Source organism: Frankia canadensis, from assembly GCF_900197875.1.
Lineage (GTDB): Bacteria > Actinomycetota > Actinomycetes > Frankiales > Frankiaceae > Frankia > Frankia canadensis.
In genome coordinates this window covers 1-2,400 of sequence record NZ_FZMO01000364.1, presented here as the reverse complement: position 1 = coordinate 2,400, position 2,400 = coordinate 1, and the positions used below count along the sequence as shown (strand labels likewise).

The window sequence follows — 2,400 nt, the reverse complement described above, 5'->3', positions numbered from 1 at the left end:
CGACCACACACCCACCGCGACCAGGAACCAGGACGCACGCTTCGACAGAGTCACCCCACCAGCCTGGCACCGGCCGCGAGCTGTGGTCTTCGTGTGGGGACGCGAGTTCGGACACGTTGATCACCATAAGGTGAACGCACAGACAAAACCCCGGGGGCTTGCCGCCTTGAGCGGTAGAGGCCATCCGGGGTGTCCACTGCACAGTGTAGAAGACCGGTAGCCCGATGTCGAACGCCCTGACTCCGCCGCACGTTCTCGCGGTCCAGATCCGGCGCAGGCTGAGCGCCGAGCGCCTCGATCCGTACGAACGGGCCTGCAACCACGATCTTGAGCAGGCAGTGGCCCTGTACGAGTGGAACAGCAGCATCAGCGCCGCGTTCCACGAGGTCCTCGGGCTCTTCGAGATTGTCCTGCGCAACGCGCTGCACGACCAGCTCACCCTCTGGCATCAGCGCCAGCGAAGGCCAGGCCAGTGGTTCGACGACCCGGCCGGCATCCTCGAAGCCCACCGACGGCGGGACGTCGCCGACGCCTACGCCAGGCTGCGTCGCGACGGGAAAGTCATCACGCCCGGTCGAATGATCGCCGAGCTGACGTTCGGCTTCTGGCGCTACCTCCTGACCAGGCGCTACGAGACGACCCTGTGGACTCCCGCACTCCGCCGCGCGTTTCCGAACCTCCGCCCGGCGCAACGAACCCGGATCTACAGCCCCGTCGACAGCCTCGTTCGACTCCGCAACCGCGTCGCGCACCACGAACCGATTCACAGTCGGCCGCTCGCGACCCTCCATCGCGATCTACTGCGTGTCACCGGACATCTCGACGCCAGCGTCGAGGAGTGGATCAGCAGCCGGAGCCGCGTGCCCGCTCTCCTGTTGGCACGGCCACCGCAACCGCCCGCAGTACACAGCTCACAAGGCCACCTGCCAGGTGACCCCCCTTCAGACGCCGACCGCGCTCGGAAGCCGTGACGCACATGTGGACGGCGTTCTCCTCCGGCTCGCGCCTGAGCCTGCCCTCATCGGTGGAGGTGCTCGCGGGGGCCGGCGTAGGTGCGCAGGATCTCCCCGAGGGTGGTCGACGGCGGGTAGGCCGACAGCGAGACGGTCGCCTCGTCGCCGTCGGCGGCGTCATCACCCACACCGAAGCGGACGGCCCACAGCATCGACTCCGCGACCGGAAGCAGGGCGATGACGGCGTCGTCCTCCTCCATCTGCTCGGCGAGCCAGGAGACCCGGTCGGACTGCAGGGCGCAGACCAGAGTGACGCCGCCACCGCCACCGAGCGTCGCGGAGGACAGCCGCGCCCGCTGGCCGGCCGAGCCGAGCGCCTCACCCAGCCGCTCGGCGACCAGCTCCCGCTCGTAGACGTGCTCATCCTGGGCGATGCGGACGACGACGCCATGCGCCTCGCGCTCGCAGTGCACCCGGGGCTCGATCCGCGCGTCCTCCCCGAAGTACCAGCCGAGCACCTCGGGCAGCACCGCCCGCAGGTCCGCGGTGGCCGGCTGCACCATGGCGAGGCCGGGGTACTGGGGCGACCAGGCCGACCACGAGGGACCGTCCTGCCGCACGATGAGTGAGACCGGCCTACCCACGATGGATCATCTCCGGCGACTCCTCCGCCCTCCCGCCGCTGTGATCAGTATCCGTGTTGGCGGGGCCGCCCGGGGGCTGTTTGAGCCAAAGGTCGCGCCGATTACGTCCAGCGCCGAACACCGGCGCGAGGCCGGTCCGGTCGCGTAGTGGCCGGTCCGGGACGTGTCGGGACAATCCCGGTGGATCGCTCGTTCTGCTCTGCCGGGGACAGGTGAGGCCGCCGCCGAGAGAGGGAGCCGCTGTGACGAAGGGCATCCGGGCCCGCGCCATCCGGCCGGACGAGGGTCCGCTGCTGTGCCGGCTGCGGCTGGCCGCCCTCGCCGACGCGCCGGCCGCCTTCTGGCACACCCTCGAGGTGGCTCGCGCCCAGCCGCCCGAGGAGTGGGCGCGCCTCGCCGCCGCTGGCGCGGACTCTCCCACCCGGCTGGTGGCGATCGCCGAACAGGGCGGGGACGCGGTCGGCATGGTGCAGGGGTTGACGCCGGCCGGCCGGCCCTGGCTGCGCGAGGTGGCCGCGATGTGGGTGTCACCCGCGGCCCGCGGCAGCGGCGCCGGCGACGAGGTGCTGAGGGCGGCGCTCGACTGGGCCCGGCGGTCGGGGGCGGAGGCGGTCAGGCTGTGGGTGGCGCCGCGCAACCTGCCCGCCCGCCGGCTCTACGCCCGGCACGGCTTCGTGGTGCTGGGCGGCGCGCGGCCGATCACCGACGATCCGGCGGTGAAGACCTTCCTGCCGATGCTGCGGCAGCTCTATCCCCGTCGACAGCCTCGTTCGACTCCGCAACCGCGTCGCGCACCACGAACC

Annotated in this window: 3 protein-coding genes; 2 read left to right on the top strand and 1 reads right to left on the bottom strand. The window is 71.4% G+C overall.

Features of this window, described 5'->3' with window-relative positions:
- The first annotated feature begins 224 nt into the window (after positions 1–224).
- Positions 225–971, top strand: a complete 747-nt coding sequence (locus tag C1A33_RS23760) for an Abi family protein (RefSeq protein WP_101833562.1) — start codon at positions 225–227, stop codon at positions 969–971.
- Positions 972–1,018: 47 nt separating this feature from the next.
- Here C1A33_RS23760 and C1A33_RS23755 read toward each other — a convergent pair whose 3' ends face one another.
- Positions 1,019–1,597 carry a hypothetical protein gene (locus C1A33_RS23755; RefSeq protein ID WP_101833561.1) on the bottom strand — a complete coding sequence of 193 codons (579 nt, stop codon included), beginning with the start codon at positions 1,595–1,597 and terminating at the stop codon, positions 1,019–1,021.
- A 242-nt stretch (positions 1,598–1,839) separates the two neighbouring features.
- Between C1A33_RS23755 and C1A33_RS23750 the strand changes: the two genes are divergently transcribed.
- Positions 1,840–2,400 (top strand): GNAT family N-acetyltransferase (locus C1A33_RS23750; RefSeq protein WP_101833563.1); only part of this gene is annotated, 561 nt, incomplete at its 3' end.

Coding starts and splice junctions, on each gene's coding strand:
- C1A33_RS23760 (WP_101833562.1), top strand. CDS start 225: ATGTCGAACGCCCTGACTCCGCCGCACGTTCTCGCGGTCCAGATCCGG.